A 16,200-nucleotide genomic window follows, 5' to 3' on the forward strand; every position below is an offset into this window, starting at 1 on the left:
ATAACATATTTTTCAGAAAAAAACAGGGCGTACGGCCTCTCGCAGCAAATATATTACAGTGTAGAAAAATAATTCAAGGGGATGTTTGTATGTTGTCAAAGAGCGAGGAACGAATTTTACATGATCTAAAAAGCTGGGAGCAGCAACTAGTGCAACACGAATCAACGGATTTTCAGCAAATGTTTGATAAATGGGTAAATCGTACATTTTCGAAATTGCCAGAGAAGAAACGAAATGAATTTTTTTCAAAAGCAGATGGATGGCTTTTTCATTTACATGCGTTCATACAAAGCTCGCAGTCGCAGCTTGATGTACGCGGAAGAATTTTGGGGGCGGCGCGTGTGTTTGATGATTCTATTGAACATATTGAAGAAATGAGAGAACTATCCATTCATCAATTAACATACATAGCAGAACAACAAACAGCTCGTCATCGTTTATATTCTTTCGTGCAAGGAGGAGTAACTGGAATTGGCGGCTTTTTATTATTAAGTGCAGATTTCCCAGTACTGATTGCTTTAAATGTGAAAGCCGTACAACTGATTGCTACATCATTTGGTCATGATGTGAATAAACCGTATGAAATGATGTTAGCGTTAAAAGTGTTTCATGCAGCTATATTGCCAGCGCATTTGCAGCAGTATGCTTGGTACAATTTGCTGCAAGAGTTAGAACAAGAAGAACCGGCTCCATTTTTTTATGAGGGAGAAGAAGAAGTGTTAAATCCAGCATCTGTCCAAGTGATGCTAAAACAAATTTTGAAAACATTCATTATTTATTCACTGCGCCGCAAGTTGTTTCAAGGTGTACCAGTACTTGGGATTGCGGTTGGATCAACGGCGAATTACCGGTTAACGCGGAGCGTAACAGAATTTGCGAATCGATTTTATCAAATGCGTTATTTACGCCAAAAAGTATAAAAAGCGAAAGGCAGCTGCCTTTCGCTTCTAATTTGTTGCATGTTGTTTTGATAATGGAATTGCCACGGTTTTCTTTTCCTCTGCTGGATAATAGATTAAATCTAGTGCTTTCGCCTGCACAGCAAGGGAAAGAATCGTAAAGGCAATCTCAGTCCATGTTAAATAATATAGTGAAAGTGCAATGACAATTGCGTCAAAAACGAAGAAAATTTGCCCAACCGTAAAGCGTGTTTTTTTGCTTAATACAATTGTTAAAATGTCATCTCCGCCTGTTGCACCGCCGAATCGTAAAATAAAACCAAGTCCAACTCCAGCTAAAGCTCCGCCTACTACTGCAGCTACAAATAAATGATTAGATAAATCAACCGTGAACGGAGAATAATTTTCCATTAAAGAATAAAATACTCCGAATGAAATCGAACCGATAAATGAATAGCCGACCATTTTTTTACCTAAAAATGTAGCGCATAGTAAAATGACTGGAATATCCATTAAAACCGTTGAAATGGATGGTGAAATATCAACAAAATTTTGTAAAAACAGTGCGATTCCGACAAAGCCACCTTCAGTTAAGTGGTTTTGAAAATGAATGTGATATAGCGCGGTAGCTAAAATAAATGAACCAAGTAAAACCATGAAAATTTCTTTAATAATTCGTCGACTTTGGATGTTCTCCATCGTTATTCCTTCTCTCCGTAGTTAGTAGTTTTCTATTTTTCATAAACTAACTACGCCTATATAGCAGCAGTTAGTTTACATACGTCTAACTACGCTATATATCACTGAAGAAATAACGAATAATCCTCTCGTCCATCAATTCTCCCTACTTTCGTTTTAGTTTAGGCCTAAAATAGACTAAACAAAACTTAGAGTAGGATTTTTTATTTAGCAATCCTATTCTCTTCTAGGTTTTGTTTAGTAAGTGTCACACAACCTAAACAAAACGCTATGTGTAAGAAGAGTCTTTTTGTTGCCAAATTATCCTTCGGGCAATCATAATTTCCCCACTTTCGTATTTTTTTCGCTAGATAAAGTATCTAAGCAAAAAATACGCTACGTGTAAGATTCGTCTTTTCGATGCCACATGCTCCTTCGAGCGATCATGATATCTAAATCCTTTCTGTGAAAGATTTTATACTATTATATCATACTTTTGGGAAATGTATGTTGTTGGAAACTGAGAATGGGCAAAGAAAAACCTACACACTTTGTAAATATGAGGGGAAATGGTGTAATAAACTAATATTTGCTGTCGAAAGTTTTTGGTTATGAAAAATGTACTTTAATTAATTACATAATATTCATTTTAAAGGGAATATTCCCTATAATTCAAGTCATATTAGCGATGACTGGAGAGATTCGTATGAAAATAGTAGATATACAAGTAAGCATAGAGGAAAAAAGAGAGGAACTAATTGGACTTGTAAGAATGTACGGATTTAATCATGAGAAGGTAGTTGTATGTAGCCAAGAGTTAGATGATTTAGTCTATCGTTTGATGGAAAGTATTACTTATCAAGAAAGTATATTTTCTATTTCTGCAAAGAAAAATACGAATAACAATATACATTCACCTTAGTTGGAACAAGCTTTCTTTTTTATTACCTATGTTTGAAAGCGCTTGCGAATTATTGTGATAAAAAGAGAAGTCCATAATAGTTTGATTGTTGGGGAATTTTCATCGGTAGAGGTCCACTGATGAAAATTTTTTATTTGGAGAGTTTGTAAATGCGTCTAGAGAAGCGTTTAAAATAAAGTTTATCCCGCTATTCGTGGGCAGTAAAACCCCCACTGACGGAAGTTTCACCTTATGAAGTAACAAGATCATATGAATCTGCCAGCGCAAGTGGAGTAAGCGGTTATGAAGAAGGTGCACTAAAACTGGAAATCATTCTTTGCTTCCATGAAAGTATATCAGATACATCCTCCCACTTTTACTGGCAGCCCTTGCATTCCAAAGTATATGAAATCTCCTATGAAAGAAATTGTATTTAAGAATTAAGCATGTAAACTCCAAATAAGAAAAAAACCATTTCTTCTTTACTGATGCGCCTTTCCTTCAGAGACATTTTGAGTAAGACGATACCAAAGCCAAAGGTCGTTAATGATGGAAGCAAGATCGGCAATTTCTGTATTCAGTTTACAGGAAAGCTCAAAGTTTTCTTCGTTATTTAATTTATGTTGTTTCGTATTAATGATATGTTCAAGTTCTTGAATCCGATCAGGTATTTTTCCGCGAATTTGTTCCCACTTTAATAAAATGGCATGCTGTACAGCTGTAGGAATCTCTTTCCATTCTTCTTGTAAATCAGGTATTTCAATTCCTAGATGTTCATTATATATGAAATATTGTTTCATGCCTCTTCCCTCCATTTTCTGTTTCTATTGTATCGAAAAAGAGAACGAACTTCGATGAAATTGTTTGAAAAATATTTGTAAATATCCCTTGCGCCATTTTTTAAAAGATGATAAATTATGAATTAATATTAATAATGATGAATAAATATTCTTTTTAGGGGGATGTAAAATGGAGAATAAGAAAGTTGTATTAGCATATTCCGGAGGTCTTGATACTTCCGTTGCGATTAAGTGGTTGCAAGAAAAAGGATACAATGTTATTGCACTTTGTTTAGATTTAGGCGAAGGGAAAGATTTAGAATTTGTGAAAGAAAAGGCATTATCCGTTGGAGCTATTCAATCTTATATGATTGACGTGCAAGAAGAATTTGCGAATGAATATGCATTAAAAGCACTGCAAGCTCACACGTTATATGAAGGGAAATATCCACTTGTATCCGCATTATCTCGTCCGTTAATTGCGAAGAAGTTGGTAGAAATCGCAGAGATGGAAGGAGCAAGTGCAGTTGCACATGGATGTACTGGAAAAGGAAACGACCAAGTACGCTTTGAAGTTTCTATTCAAGCGTTAAATCCGTATTTAGAAGTGATTGCACCGGTACGTGAATGGAAATGGTCACGTGAAGAGGAAATTGCGTATGCAAAAGAAAACGATGTGCCAATTCCGATTAACTTAGACAGCCCGTTTTCAATTGATCAAAATTTATGGGGACGAAGCAATGAGTGTGGAGTTTTGGAAGATCCATGGGCAGCGCCGCCAGAAGAGGCATATGAAATGACGTTAGCACTGGAGAATACACCAAACAAACCTGAATTTGTAGAAATTGGGTTTGAAGCAGGGGTACCAACAACATTAAATGGTGTATCGTATTCCCTAGCTGAGTTAATTAAAACGCTAAATTCTCTTGCTGGTAAGCATGGGATTGGCCGCATTGATCATGTAGAAAATCGTCTTGTCGGTATTAAGTCACGTGAAGTGTATGAATGCCCAGCAGCGATGACGTTAATTACTGCACATAAGGAATTAGAAGATTTAACACTTGTAAAAGAAGTAGCGCATTTTAAACCGATGATTGAACAAAAATTAACAGAGTTAATTTATAACGGCTTATGGTTCTCGCCTTTAAAAGATGCCCTTGCTGCCTTTTTACAAGAAACGCAAAAACATGTGACAGGTACAGTACGTGTAAAACTATTTAAAGGACATGCAATTGTGGAAGGACGTAAATCGGATTATTCTCTATACGATGAAAAATTAGCAACATATACAGTAGAAGATGAATTTAATCACGATGCAGCTGTTGGCTTCATTTCATTATTTGGTTTACCAACAAAAGTATATAGCCAAGTGAATCAAAAGAAGGTGGAGGCATGAGTAAACTTTGGGGCGGTCGTTTTACAGAGCAGGCTGAACAGTGGGTTGAGGAGTTTGGAGCCTCGATCTCCTTCGACCAACAATTAGCAGTAGAAGATATAGAAGGAAGCATTGCGCATGTTACGATGCTTGTGAAATGTGGCATCGTGACAGTGGAAGAAGGAGAAAAAATTAAAAACGGTCTTCAGTATTTACTTGAAAAAGCAAAGAAGCAGGAACTTACGTTTTCTGTTGAAGCAGAGGATATTCATTTGAACATTGAAAAAATGTTAATTCAGCATATTGGTGAAGTTGGCGGTAAGCTGCATACAGGAAGAAGCCGTAATGATCAAGTAGCAACCGACATGCATTTGTATTTGCGAAATGAAGTGCAGCATATTATCAAGGCAGTTAAGCAAGTGCAGACTGTACTTACAGCGCAAGCAGAAAAACATATTGAAACAATTATGCCAGGATATACGCATTTACAGCGTGCACAACCGATTTCTTTTGCACATCATCTTCTTGCATATTTTTGGATGTTAGAACGCGATGGAAATCGTTTTATAGATTCACTAGGGCGCATTAACATTTCTCCGCTCGGAGCCGGGGCACTTGCTGGGACAACATTTCCGATTGATCGTGAATATAGTGCACAGCTACTTGGGTTTGATGGGATATATGAGAACAGTTTAGACGCAGTAAGCGACCGTGATTTTATTCTTGAATTTTTAAGTAATGCTTCTATATTAATGATGCATTTATCACGTTTTTGTGAAGAACTGATTTTATGGAGCAGTCAGGAATTTCAATTTATTGAAATGAGCGATAGTTATGCAACGGGCAGCAGCATTATGCCGCAAAAGAAAAATCCGGATATGGCAGAGCTCATTCGCGGGAAAACAGGAAGAGTATATGGCAACTTGTTTAGCTTATTAACAGTTATGAAAGGATTGCCGCTTGCTTACAATAAAGATCTGCAAGAGGATAAAGAAGGCATGTTTGATACAGTCAATACAGTAAAAGGGTGTTTACATGTAATGGCCGGTATGCTTGAGACGATGACGGTGAAAAAAGACAATATGGCGAAAGCTGTCACGCAAGATTTTTCAAATGCGACTGAGATAGCAGATTATTTAGCGAGTAAAGGTTTACCGTTTCGTCAGGCACATGAAATTGTAGGAAAGCTTGTCCTTCTTTGCATTAACGAAGGTGTATATTTACTTGATCTACCGTTAGCAACTTATCAAGAGATGAGCCCATTATTTGAGAAGGATTTATACGAAGTACTTTCGCCGTCCGCCGCAGTAAAAAGAAGAAACAGTGCAGGCGGTACAGGGTTCGAACAAATTAGGCAAGCACTTCAAATAGCGAAGGAGCGAGTAGAAACCCCCGTGAACATGTAATATTTCACGGGGGTCTTCATAATTGTTACATATATTTAATTAATGTACTCTCTAATGCTTTCGTTCTTTGTAGAGATGTTGTCTTCCATTTACGGGTTGTGGCAGTTCCAAACATAATATTTTTAGAATCTAGACTATGCGTTCGATAAGAGTTTGCATCTGGATTTTTTCCTTGTAGTTTTCGATGAGAGTAGAATAAAATATGTCCGAGTTCATGCGCAAGTGTATTTTCTAATGAAGATTTTGTGAGGATAATATGATTAAAACGGCTTTTTGTCATAAGGGAAGAGAACGATCGTCCCGTTGTATTATTTGAGAGGTGTCTTGCACTTGTATAAAAGATTGAAATACTATTTGGATTTGGAAAGAGATATTTCCTTTCGTTAAATAATCGTTTTATATTTTTACTTTGCTTTGTTCGAAATGAGGTATCATTCGTTCGAACAGAAAAATCTTTCAGCATTGTGATGCTAGTAATAACAAATTGTATCTTCCATATTTTTGTTGCTAAATCAACTTGCTGCTTAATTTCTTTTTCTGTTACATTACAGCCGGGAAGAGTAAAGATACATAAGTTTATAAGCGGAGTAGTGCGTTTGTTTTTGACTTTGGTTTTGCTGTTTTTTTTCTTTTCATTATTCAAAAAAATCACACCTTCATGCTTGGACATATATATAATGTATGCATAAAGAGAAAGGTTGCTTGTACAATGCAAGCAACCTTTTGGCTATATTTTTTCTTGCTCGTATTTATGCTTTCCTTCTGTAATGCGAATATATTCTATGTCCATTAAATCGCGAAACAGTGCACCGTGGCTTAACTCTACACCATGTTTTTCTTTGAAGTGGGCACAAATTGTTTCTACCATGTCGATTTCTTGTCCGTTTAAATCAAGTATAATACGTTCATTACTTTCCATGCAGTCGCCCTCATTTCTTTTTTCTTAGCATAACCTTAGAGAATAATTTTATTTAGAAGGAAATAAAAAACACCAAGCCTATTAAATAAAGGCTTGGTGCTGCTTTATTAAATTTCCCCTTGCTCTTCATCACCGCGAACAACAAGGACATCGCACTTCGCATAGCGAATAATATGTTCAGAGACGCTGCCGATTAAGAAACGTTCTACTGCGTTTAAACCAGTTGCACCGCACATAATTAAATCTACTTTATGCTTTGGAGCAATATCTTTTGAGATTTTTGATTTTGGATTCCCAAACTCTAATACAGTTTCTACTTTTGTAACACCTGCTTCTAGTGCAGTCTTTTTGTAGTCTTCTAATAAATCTTCTGCAAATAAATTTGCGCGTTCTGCAATTGCGCGGCTATATGCTTCTACCGCAGAATAAGCTTTAACGTCAACGATATGGGCGATTGTTAATGTAGCATTGTTACGTTTTGCTACTTGAATTGCTTTTTTAAATGCTTTTTCAGCTTCCTTAGAGCCGTCGACTGCAATTAAAATATTTGTATATGTAGTATTCATGAACAATTCCTCCTCATTCTATAAGCGTTATAACTCTTTACATCTTTATTATAAAGGAAATTATGGAAAATAGTTTGACAGAAACGTTACAGAATTTCGAAAACTCTGTTTCAAACATTTTAGTTGTAATTGTATGAAGAAGTTGTTACATATGAATTATAGCAAGAAAAAAGGAGGCTTATGTTTGTGAGACATGCGCTCATTACAGCCGGTACAAAAGGTTTAGGGAAGAAGGTAACAGAGAGTTTATTACATAAAGGATATTCGGTAACAGTAACATATCGCAGTGATGTACAAGCGATGGAAATGTTAAAGCGGCAATATAAACATCTTGCACATCGTATACAATTTGTGCAAGCGGATGTAACGAAACAAGAGGATTTACATACAGTAGTAACAAAAGCGATGGATCGTTTTGGCCGCATTGACTTTCTTATTAATAATGCAGGTCCATACGTATTCGAGCGTAAAAAGTTAGTTGAATATAAAGATGATGAATGGAATGAAATGATTCATGGTAATTTAACGGCCGTATTTCATTTATTAAAGCTTGTTGTTCCTATTATGCGTCAGCAAAAATTTGGTCGTATTGTGAATTATGGATTTCAAGGAGCGGATAGCGCGCCGGGATGGGTATATCGTTCTGCTTTTGCAGCTGCAAAAGTCGGACTAGTTTCACTTACAAAAACAATTGCTTATGAAGAAGCTGAATATGGGATTACATCAAATATGATATGTCCCGGTGATATTATTGGTGATATGAAAGAAGCAACAATTGCTAAGGCGCGTACATTATCTGATTCTCGTACACCAATTGGACGTTCTGGTACAGGGGAAGATATCGCTCGTACAATTTCTTTTTTATGTGAGGAAGATTCGGATATGATTACGGGAACCATTATAGAAGTAACTGGAGCAGTTGATGTCATTCATCGATATCGTCAAAATTAGACAAATTCTATCGGACAACTCGTATCCTCTTTGTCGAAAAATGAGAATTTATGATAAAATATAAGAGAACGGAAAGCGTTTTCTGAAAGTATAAATGCAATAATTATTTAGGGGTAATTTTTATAATTTCAAGGGGGGATTTTCAATGCGTATCGGTGTACCGACAGAAATTAAAAACAATGAAAATCGTGTAGCAATGACGCCAGCGGGTGTTGTTCATTTAGTGCAAAACGGTCATGAGGTTTTTGTTCAAAAAGGTGCTGGTTTAGGATCTGGATTTACAGATGAAGCGTATGTCGAGGCAGGAGCAACAATTGTAGAAGCAGCGCAAGAGGCTTGGAATCAAGAGATGGTTATGAAAGTAAAAGAGCCAATCCCAAGTGAATACGGCTATTTCCGCGAAGGTTTAATTTTATTCACTTACTTACACTTAGCTCCAGAACCAGAATTAACAAAAGCATTAATTGACAACAAAGTGGTTGGTATCGCTTATGAAACAGTTCAATTAGACAACCGTTCTTTACCATTACTTGCACCTATGAGCGAAGTAGCAGGCCGTATGGCTGCGCAAATTGGTGCACAGTTCCTTGAAAAAAATAAAGGCGGTAAAGGTATTTTACTTGCTGGCGTTCCGGGAGTAAAACGCGGCAAAGTAACAATTATCGGCGGTGGTCAAGCTGGTACGAACGCAGCGAAAATTGCCGTTGGTCTAGGTGCGGATGTAACAATTATCGACTTAAGTCCAGATCGTCTTCGTCAATTAGACGATATCTTCGGCAACCAAGTAGCAACATTAATGTCTAACCCATATAACATCGCAGAAGCTGTAAAAGAATCTGACCTTGTTATCGGTGCAGTATTAATTCCAGGTGCAAAAGCGCCAAAACTTGTAACAGAAGAAATGATTAAATCTATGGAGCCAGGTTCTGTTATAGTTGACATTGCAATTGATCAAGGTGGTATTTTTGAAACAACTGACCGCATTACAACACATGACAACCCAACTTACGAAAAACATGGCGTTGTTCATTACGCAGTTGCAAACATGCCTGGTGCGGTTCCACGTACATCAACACTTGCGTTAACTAACGTAACAGTACCATATGCAGTACAAATCGCAAACAAAGGCTACAAAAAAGCTTGCTTAGATAATACTGCCTTATTAAAAGGGATTAATACATTAGATGGCTACGTAACATTTGAAGCAGTTGCAGAAGCACATGGTTTACAATATGCAGATGCAAAAGAACTTCTTAAAAAAGCACCTGCTTTATCATAAGAAAGACTGTAAAGCGACTACCTGTTGGGTAGTCGCTTTTATTATGGTTTCATACGTGCTCGTGCAGTTTCGTGTTTCCTGTTTACAGGAATAGATTCTCCTGCTTTTACTAACCCAAAACGCGGCATATTTACATATACACTTTCATATTGGCCTTTCTCAATCACATATGTTTCATGAAAAATACCAACTGTTTTAGTTTTGGAAGCTTTTAGATTGAAATTTTTCCATGCTTCTACATGTAAGGATGCATGGCGTGCATAATGTTCAAGGGCTTCAAATGACTTCCAATATTGAATTTGTAAAATGGTGCGACCGTTGAAGAAAGACTCTGTACCGAGAAAACCGAATTCTTTATTTTTATATAACTCTTTTAGCATGCCACTCATTGCTCCGGCCACTGGGAACCATTTCGAAACAGCGAATAGTTTATTAATGCGCATACCGATTACAAATACTACAAAGGAATCGTCCATCTGTGCAGTATAACGTCCATGTATTACAGGTTTCATCATTTATCCCTCTTTTATTATGGATTTAATATACTTAAATGAAGATCGTACATGTCCATTACATGTTGAGTTTGAAAGACATGAGCTGTTAAATAGGCGCCGTAAAAAATAGAGTGTAATAGTCTCACAATCTGTGAGGTGTCCATATTAAGCGTAATTTCTCCTGCGACTTTTCCTTCTTCTACGCAGTTTGCAAATAATTCATTTAAATTTGGAATGAGCTTTCGCACTTGTTCTTCTTTTTCTGGATATAATAGGTGAATCTCTGCATCGGTTAAATGAGGCATACAGGGATGCATTTTTTCTTCTGAGAGAAAGGCAATTAAGCTCAGCATCAGTCCAGGTTTTTCTTTTGCATACTCTGAAACTGCTTCAAACATATAGCGAAGTGCAGCCATTCCTTTTTTGTTCGTTTCTTGTAGTTCCAACATACAATTTGTTAACCATAACCTCATAAAATAAATAAGAATGTCTTCTTTTCGAGAGAACATTTTAAAAAATGTAACCTTCGAAATTTCTACTTGATCACATAATTCTTCTACGTATACTTCTCGAAATGATTTCTCTCCAATGATGTCTAATGCCGTGTGAAATAGCTTGATTTTTGTTCGGGCTTTTTTGATTTCCCGTAGTGGAATTTTTTTGTTCATAATATACCCCTTGTTGCTAAAAGTTAACTTATATTAATAAATTAACACGAGTTAACTTTTTGGTCAATTCATTAGTTTGATTTTTTAGAATTTTACCTCACTAAATTAGACAAAGATTTGATATGATGAAATTAGAAGAAATTGTAATATACTACTTGAATAATGGAGTGATAAATATGAAGAATAAATTAACAAAAGAAATAAACCTGGAAAAAATTAATTTATTAGAGATTACGAAAAATATCACAGAAAATCATAAAAATTTCGTTGTTTCGAATGTAAATAATCACTGTTTGCGGATTGCGGTGTTTACAGGGGAATATGACTGGCACTATCATTCCAATTCAGATGAGTTATTTATAGTACTTGAGGGAGAGCTACTTATTGATTTTCAAGATAAGGAGACAGCTATTTTAAAGCCAAACGATTCGATCTTAATTCCAGCTGGTACAATTCATAGAACGAGAGCATTAAAGCGCACGGTAAATCTTTGTTTTGAAAATTTAGAGGCCGATACAGTTATCGTGGAATAGGTATAAAGAATTGAGTGTGAAAAGAATTCTTCCAAGCTTACAAGAAAATATATAGGTCTCACCTTTCGTATACTCAATATGTAATTAAGTAGTATAAATACAAGTTAAAAAAACGACATAAGAACCCCCTTTCTTTTAGGGGGGAACGAGAGCATCTGGCTGTGCATAGAAGTGGTCAGTGCCTTTTTCTGCCACATGCAAGATTTAAAACAAAAGGAGAGAGCGAGTACATGTCGTGTTGTATTCTTCATAGCAGCGACTTATATGTCAGGAAATTTTAAAAATGGATTCGTATAAATACTAATTTAGAGAGAATTTTAGGGGAATTATTAATTAAGGAAAAACTTTTGTGGTATAATATGGAATTGATGTTACTAATTTCAATAAATAATATTCATAATTAAGGATGACATATAAAATGAGAGAAAAGAGAATGGGCAGGACGTTTTTTAAATTCGTATTTACTGTTGCATGCACGGCTATGTTAAGTGCGTGTGGAAAGAATGGGGTAGACGGGACATGGGAATTGTCTCAAAGTAAACAAAATCAATGCCCGGTATATTATAAGTTTGAAACAGTTACAAAAAAGGAAGAGAAAAAGGAAGTTATTCATCATTTGGTAGAGATGTATACAAATAACCAGAAAGAACAAGATAAATATAAAGGGACATATAAACAAGAGAATAAAGGAGATTCATATATTCTTGATTATGGGAATTCCTTTACTTCAAAACAGCAAATGAAAAGAGATGGGGACAAGTTAGAAGTGTTTTTCAGTGATGTAGATAAACGATGTACATATAAGAAAGCATAAAAAAGAAGGTACTTTCTAAAGTACCTTCTTTGCATTATATTTATCCCGCTTGGCTCAACTAACTATCAGTGGGGGATGAAGAAAACCCTCACTGATGGAAGGTTCACTTTATTTTACAAACTGCAATTCTTTCGGGAACTTCGTTAAAATTTCTACGCCATCTTTCGTTACGTAAACATCATCTTCAATACGAACGCCGCCTACATTTGGCACGTAAATACCTGGTTCAATTGTGAAGACCATTCCTTCTCGCAATGGCGAATTGTTACCTTCTTTTACGTCTGGATATTCGTGAACGCTAATGCCAAGTCCGTGACCAAGGCGGTGCGGGAAGAAGTCGCCGTAGCCAGCATCTGCGATTATAGAACGAGCAGCACGGTCGATTTCACTAAATGTTGCGCCTGGTTTACATGATTCAATAGCATTTAATTGACCTTTTAATACAGTTTCATAAATGCGTTTTTGTTCGTCTGAAATTTCGCCAAATGCAACTGTACGTGTAATATCAGAGCAATAACCGTCGATAATTACACCTAAATCAAATAGGACGAAATCACCGCGCTGCATTTTATTTGCACCTGGTACGCCGTGTGGAAGCGCAGAGTTTGCACCTGTTAGTACCATTGTGTCAAAGGACATTTTATGAATGCCTTTTTTCTTTAATTCATGCTCAATTGTTGCGAGTACTTCAAGTTCACTGCGATTCTCTTGAATGGCATTTACCCCAATTTCAACTGCATAATCAGCCATAGCAGCAGCTTCGCGTAAAATCGCAAGCTCTTTTTCGTCTTTAATTAAGCGAAGTTCACGTACTTTTTCTTCGGCTGATCTGAAAGTTGCTTTTGGGAATAATTGTGATAAGTGCTCGTAGCGTTCTACATTTAAGTGTTCTTTTTCAATTGCTACTGCACCTGCATCAATGCCACGTGCTTCAATTGCTTTTGCAATCATATCCCATGGGTTGTCTGTATCTGTATATCCAATAATTTCATGATTCCAGCCAGCGCTTTTCGCGTGTCCTTCTTCCATTTTTGGACAAATTAACATTGGTTCTTTTTCTTGGAATACAAATAGACCAAGTAGTCTTTCGTGCGGTTCACAGTGGAAGTTCGTCATATAGAAGACGCTCGGTGTAGAAGTTAAGAATGCAGCTTCTGTATTTTGTTCTTGGAGCCACTCTGTTAATTTTTCTAATCTAGTATTCATAGATTTGCACCTCCGAAATTTTGATTACATGTATAACTTTACATCGAGTGAAAGTGTTATGACAAGCGAATCGATGTTTGAAAAGACAGGAAATTGTGAAATCGTGTAGAATAAGAGGAGGAATATAAAGTGAAACTTCCATCAGTGTTTTTTTTTCATCCCCCACTGATGGTTAGTTGAACTAATCGGGCTTTTACGGGCAGTTATCCCCCACCTATCTTTTTTGCTTCTTTCTCAATCTTGAGGTGGGGGTCTTACTGCCCGTTAATGCGGGATAAACAAAGGAGGAGTAAATAGATGGAAGTATCTTATCACGGTCATTCAGTTGTAAAGATTGAAACGAATGGAAAGGTTATTTTAATTGATCCATTTATTACAGGAAATCCGAAAACAGATTTAAAAGTAGAAGATATAACAGTGGATGCGATTATTCTTTCTCATGGTCATGGCGATCATGTTGGAGATACAGTAGCACTAGCGAAGAAACATAATGCAGTTGTTGTAGCACCATTTGAACTAGCAACATTTTTAGGATGGCAAGGAGTGAATACACATCCGATGCATATCGGTGGTTCGCATGTGTTTGATTTTGGAAAAGTGAAATTTACACAAGCATTCCATGGGTCTAGTTATATTGATGAAGAAAATCAGACAATTACATATACAGGAATGCCAGCCGGGATTTTATTTACCGCAGAAGAAAAAACAGTGTATCATGCGGGAGATACAGCTTTATTTTCTGATATGAAGTTAATCGGTTCTCTTAATAATATCGATTTAGCATTTTTACCAATTGGGGATAACTTTACAATGGGACCAGAAGATGCCGTGTTAGCAGCAGAATGGATCGGAGCAAAAGTTGTTGTGCCAATGCACTATAATACATTCCCAGTTATCGAACAAGATCCGTATCAATTTGTAGAGAAACTAACCAGCAGTGTAGGCAAAGTGTTAGAAGCTGGGGAAGGTATTGAATTGTAAAAAAAGAAACCTTCATTTTGTAAGGCAAAGTGAAGGTTTTCATATGTGAGAAGGGTATAATGTAAATGTTTTATTTGTTATATCAATTTTAGATTGTGGTGTGCCTGTTTCTATTTCTGCTGCTTCGTTTAAAGCTATCGCTACTTTCTTTCCATCCACGAATGCTAACAATACCGCACTGATTATGTTTAAAGCTTTTTTCATATCATATCGCTCCTTTTCTCTTATTTCTTGTTTTCATTGTACGATAAGGAAATGAAACAAACCATCGAATGAGGTGACAAGGAAATTACATTATTGTAAGAAACTTGTATGGATTTGTTATAAAAAAAATAGTACAGATATAGAACATGAAGTGTAACAGTTTTGGAAATATAGTATACTAAAAATACAACGCATGAAGAATTTAGGGAAAAGAAAGTATGGTGAAATTATTTGGCTACGAAACACAACCAAATTTTGGAGTATATCAACAGTTTGCCAATTGGGCATAAAATTTCTGTGCGCCAAATTGCAAAAGAGCTCGGCGTGAGTGAAGGAACAGCGTATCGTGCGATTAAAGATGCGGAAAATAAAGGGTATGTAAGTACAATTGAACGGGTCGGGACAATTCGTATTGAGCAAAAAAAGAAAGAAAATATCGAAAAGCTAACATTTGCGGAAGTTGTTAACATAGTTGATGGCCAAGTACTTGGCGGGAGAGAAGGTTTACATAAAACGTTAAATAAATTTGTAATTGGGGCAATGAAACTAGAAGCGATGATGCGCTATACAGAAGCCGGGAATTTACTTATTATCGGAAACCGTACACAAGCACATCAATTAGCACTTGAAGAAGGAGCGGCTGTACTCATTACAGGTGGATTTGATACAGAAGAGCATGTGAAGAAATTAGCAGATGAGTTAAAGCTGCCGATTATTTCAAGCAGCTATGATACATTTACAGTAGCCACGCTTATTAACCGTGCTATTTATGATCAGCTTATAAAAAAAGAAATTGTTCTTGTTGAAGATATTTTAACACCAATTGAAGAGACGGTATGTTTACAGCCAAATGATACAGCAGAAAGATGGCATAAGTATAATGAAGAAACGATGCATGGCCGTTATCCGATTGTAGATGAAGCAAATAAAGTGCTAGGTATTGTAACGTCTAAAGATATGGTTGGTGTAGCAAAAGAAACACCAATTGAAAAAGTAATGACAAAACAGCCGATTACTGTAAACGGAAAAATGTCTGTTGCAGCAGCGGCACGTATGATGGTGTGGGAAGGAATTGAACTTCTTCCTGTTGTTGACGATAGTAATACATTGCAAGGGATTATTAGTCGTCAAGATGTGCTGCAAGCACTCCAAATGATTCATCGGCAGCCGCAAGTCGGAGAAACGATTGATGATATTGTAACGAATCAATTTATGAATCAGAAAGAAGCAAAACAAGATCACGCATATCATTTTTCTGTTACTCCGCAAATGACAAATTCGATTGGAACTTTGTCGTACGGTGTATTTACAACAATTGTGACGGAAGCGACCAATCGTGTACTACGCGCGTTGAAAAAAGGTGATGTAATTGTTGAAAACTTAACCATTTACTTTGTAAAACCGGTTCAAATTGACAACATTGTATCCGTCCATCCGAAAGTACTAGAAATCGGGCGTAAATTTGGAAAGGTCGAAGTAGAAGTACGTTACGAAAGTAGTGTTGTTGGAAAAGCATTACTTATGGTTCAATTGATTGACCGTTAAGA

General features: G+C 36.4%; 18 protein-coding genes and 1 pseudogene. 10 read left to right on the top strand and 9 right to left on the bottom strand.

The window, feature by feature from the left end; all coding sequences use genetic code 11:
* Positions 1 to 89 precede the first annotated feature (89 nt).
* Complete coding sequence (locus tag WAZ07_RS01160; RefSeq protein WP_336471001.1) at positions 90 to 920, top strand: EcsC family protein; 831 nt, start codon at positions 90 to 92, stop codon at positions 918 to 920.
* A gap of 27 nt (positions 921 to 947) precedes the next feature.
* Here WAZ07_RS01160 and WAZ07_RS01165 read toward each other — a convergent pair whose 3' ends face one another.
* A complete protein-coding gene (locus WAZ07_RS01165) occupies positions 948 to 1,598 on the bottom strand; it encodes a YitT family protein (RefSeq protein WP_090918183.1) in 651 nt (216 codons plus the stop codon).
* 685 nt (positions 1,599 to 2,283) lie between these two features.
* Between WAZ07_RS01165 and WAZ07_RS01170 the strand changes: the two genes are divergently transcribed.
* A complete protein-coding gene (locus tag WAZ07_RS01170) occupies positions 2,284 to 2,499 on the top strand; it encodes an aspartyl-phosphate phosphatase Spo0E family protein (protein ID WP_090918181.1) in 216 nt (71 codons plus the stop codon).
* A gap of 461 nt (positions 2,500 to 2,960) precedes the next feature.
* Here the strand turns inward: WAZ07_RS01170 and WAZ07_RS01175 are convergent, their stop codons facing one another.
* Entirely contained in the window at positions 2,961 to 3,278 is a 318-nt protein-coding gene (locus tag WAZ07_RS01175; RefSeq protein ID WP_336471002.1) for a radical SAM protein, read from the bottom strand.
* Positions 3,279 to 3,447: 169 nt separating this feature from the next.
* Between WAZ07_RS01175 and WAZ07_RS01180 the strand changes: the two genes are divergently transcribed.
* Entirely contained in the window at positions 3,448 to 4,653 is a 1,206-nt protein-coding gene (locus tag WAZ07_RS01180; protein WP_090916340.1) for an argininosuccinate synthase, read from the top strand.
* The gene (argH, locus tag WAZ07_RS01185) at positions 4,650 to 6,038 is read left to right on the top strand and encodes an argininosuccinate lyase (protein WP_090916342.1); all 1,389 of its coding nucleotides are present in this window, start codon (positions 4,650 to 4,652) and stop codon (positions 6,036 to 6,038) included. Before WAZ07_RS01180 ends, argH begins: the two co-directional genes overlap by 4 nt.
* 25 nt (positions 6,039 to 6,063) lie before the next feature.
* Here the strand turns inward: argH and WAZ07_RS01190 are convergent, their stop codons facing one another.
* The 3 genes from WAZ07_RS01190 to WAZ07_RS01200 form a co-directional block, all read right to left on the bottom strand.
* Complete coding sequence (locus WAZ07_RS01190) at positions 6,064 to 6,681, bottom strand: hypothetical protein (RefSeq protein WP_336471003.1); 618 nt, start codon at positions 6,679 to 6,681, stop codon at positions 6,064 to 6,066.
* Positions 6,682 to 6,765: 84 nt separating this feature from the next.
* Entirely contained in the window at positions 6,766 to 6,957 is a 192-nt protein-coding gene (locus WAZ07_RS01195; protein WP_090916346.1) for a ProA domain protein, read from the bottom strand.
* 107 nt (positions 6,958 to 7,064) lie between these two features.
* Positions 7,065 to 7,523, bottom strand: coding sequence for a universal stress protein (locus WAZ07_RS01200; RefSeq protein ID WP_090916348.1), 459 nt, complete (start codon positions 7,521 to 7,523; stop codon positions 7,065 to 7,067).
* Positions 7,524 to 7,674: 151 nt separating this feature from the next.
* Here WAZ07_RS01200 and WAZ07_RS01205 point away from each other — a divergent pair.
* Positions 7,675 to 8,474 (top strand): annotated as a pseudogene (locus WAZ07_RS01205) (SDR family oxidoreductase).
* A 145-nt stretch (positions 8,475 to 8,619) separates the two neighbouring features.
* Complete coding sequence (ald, locus tag WAZ07_RS01210; protein ID WP_336471004.1) at positions 8,620 to 9,753, top strand: alanine dehydrogenase; 1,134 nt, start codon at positions 8,620 to 8,622, stop codon at positions 9,751 to 9,753.
* A gap of 41 nt (positions 9,754 to 9,794) precedes the next feature.
* On the opposite strand, the gene WAZ07_RS01215 is transcribed toward ald, so the two are convergent.
* Both WAZ07_RS01215 and WAZ07_RS01220 read right to left on the bottom strand, forming a co-directional pair.
* Positions 9,795 to 10,265, bottom strand: a complete 471-nt coding sequence (locus tag WAZ07_RS01215) for a DUF4188 domain-containing protein (protein WP_336471404.1) — start codon at positions 10,263 to 10,265, stop codon at positions 9,795 to 9,797.
* A 17-nt stretch (positions 10,266 to 10,282) separates the two neighbouring features.
* The gene (locus WAZ07_RS01220) at positions 10,283 to 10,915 is read right to left on the bottom strand and encodes a TetR/AcrR family transcriptional regulator (protein WP_336471005.1); all 633 of its coding nucleotides are present in this window, start codon (positions 10,913 to 10,915) and stop codon (positions 10,283 to 10,285) included.
* A gap of 206 nt (positions 10,916 to 11,121) precedes the next feature.
* On the opposite strand from WAZ07_RS01220, the gene WAZ07_RS01225 reads away from it, so the two are divergent.
* On the top strand, positions 11,122 to 11,448 hold the full coding sequence (locus WAZ07_RS01225) for a cupin domain-containing protein (protein WP_336471405.1): 327 nt from the start codon (positions 11,122 to 11,124) through the stop codon (positions 11,446 to 11,448).
* A gap of 418 nt (positions 11,449 to 11,866) precedes the next feature.
* Entirely contained in the window at positions 11,867 to 12,262 is a 396-nt protein-coding gene (locus WAZ07_RS01230; protein WP_396548935.1) for a hypothetical protein, read from the top strand.
* A gap of 108 nt (positions 12,263 to 12,370) precedes the next feature.
* Here WAZ07_RS01230 and pepQ read toward each other — a convergent pair whose 3' ends face one another.
* Entirely contained in the window at positions 12,371 to 13,468 is a 1,098-nt protein-coding gene (gene pepQ, locus WAZ07_RS01235) for a Xaa-Pro dipeptidase (protein WP_336471006.1), read from the bottom strand.
* A gap of 297 nt (positions 13,469 to 13,765) precedes the next feature.
* On the opposite strand from pepQ, the gene WAZ07_RS01240 reads away from it, so the two are divergent.
* Entirely contained in the window at positions 13,766 to 14,449 is a 684-nt protein-coding gene (locus WAZ07_RS01240; protein WP_336471007.1) for a metal-dependent hydrolase, read from the top strand.
* A gap of 39 nt (positions 14,450 to 14,488) precedes the next feature.
* Here the strand turns inward: WAZ07_RS01240 and WAZ07_RS01245 are convergent, their stop codons facing one another.
* A complete protein-coding gene (locus WAZ07_RS01245) occupies positions 14,489 to 14,653 on the bottom strand; it encodes a hypothetical protein (RefSeq protein WP_336471428.1) in 165 nt (54 codons plus the stop codon).
* A 231-nt stretch (positions 14,654 to 14,884) separates the two neighbouring features.
* Between WAZ07_RS01245 and WAZ07_RS01250 the strand changes: the two genes are divergently transcribed.
* Complete coding sequence (locus WAZ07_RS01250; RefSeq protein WP_336471008.1) at positions 14,885 to 16,198, top strand: DRTGG domain-containing protein; 1,314 nt, start codon at positions 14,885 to 14,887, stop codon at positions 16,196 to 16,198.
* The last annotated feature ends 2 nt before the right edge of the window (positions 16,199 to 16,200 follow it).

It is taken from the genome of Bacillus bruguierae (genome assembly GCF_037104725.1).
Taxonomy (GTDB): Bacteria; Bacillota; Bacilli; order Bacillales; family Bacillaceae_G; genus Bacillus_A; species Bacillus_A bruguierae.